Source organism: Vibrio sp. 1288 (assembly GCF_033344475.1).
In genome coordinates, this window is sequence record NZ_JAWPOX010000552.1 from 1 (window position 1) to 688 (window position 688).

At 47.7% G+C, this 688-nt stretch carries 2 protein-coding genes; both read left to right on the forward strand.

Features of this window, described 5'->3' with window-relative positions; genetic code table 11:
- A partial coding sequence (locus tag R8O11_RS27980; RefSeq protein WP_318194967.1) for an adenosylcobinamide-GDP ribazoletransferase occupies window positions 1–597 on the forward strand: 597 nt, incomplete at its 5' end.
- Window positions 594–688, forward strand: a 95-nt coding sequence (locus tag R8O11_RS27985; RefSeq protein ID WP_318194968.1) for a bifunctional adenosylcobinamide kinase/adenosylcobinamide-phosphate guanylyltransferase, incomplete at its 3' end; no start/stop codon positions are given. The genes R8O11_RS27980 and R8O11_RS27985, both read left to right, overlap by 4 nt.

The window sequence follows — 688 nt, forward strand, 5'->3', positions numbered from 1 at the left end:
CAACTTATTTTCCCTGATTCCGTTGCTCTTGTATTAACCATGGCGTTCAGCCTGTTGCTCACCGGTGCTTTTCACGAAGATGGTTTGACTGATATGGCGGATGGCATTGGCGGCGGTATGACGGTTGAACGTCGTCTTTCTATCATGAAGGACAGCCGCATCGGGACTTATGGCGCCGCAACATTAGTGATGGCGTTGTTGGCGAAGTTTGTCCTTTGGAGCGAGTTGGTGCATTTGCCTGATTTTTGGCTCGTTATTGTTGTGGCCTACACCACGAGTCGTGCCCTCGCTGCAACGCTAATTTACGACATGCCTTATGTGAGTGACAGTGACACCTCGAAAAGCAAGCCGCTTGCGAACAAGCAGTCCTCGTCTGAAGTTGCCATTTTGCTGTTTACTGCGGGCGTGGCTTCGCTCTTTCTCGGAGTAATGCAGACATCATTTATCGTCATCGTTTTGTTTGCATTTCGATTTGCATTCAAACGTTGGCTGACTAAGCGCATTGGCGGTTTTACTGGCGATTGCTTAGGTGCAGCGCAGCAGCTTTCTGAACTCTTGGTTTACCTTACTCTAATCGCGTTTTATCAAAATATATGAAGCAGTTAATTCTCGGTGGTGCTCGTTCAGGAAAGTCGAAACTTGCTGAACAAACCGCAAGACAGTTGTCCGAAAAGCAGAACAAGTCATT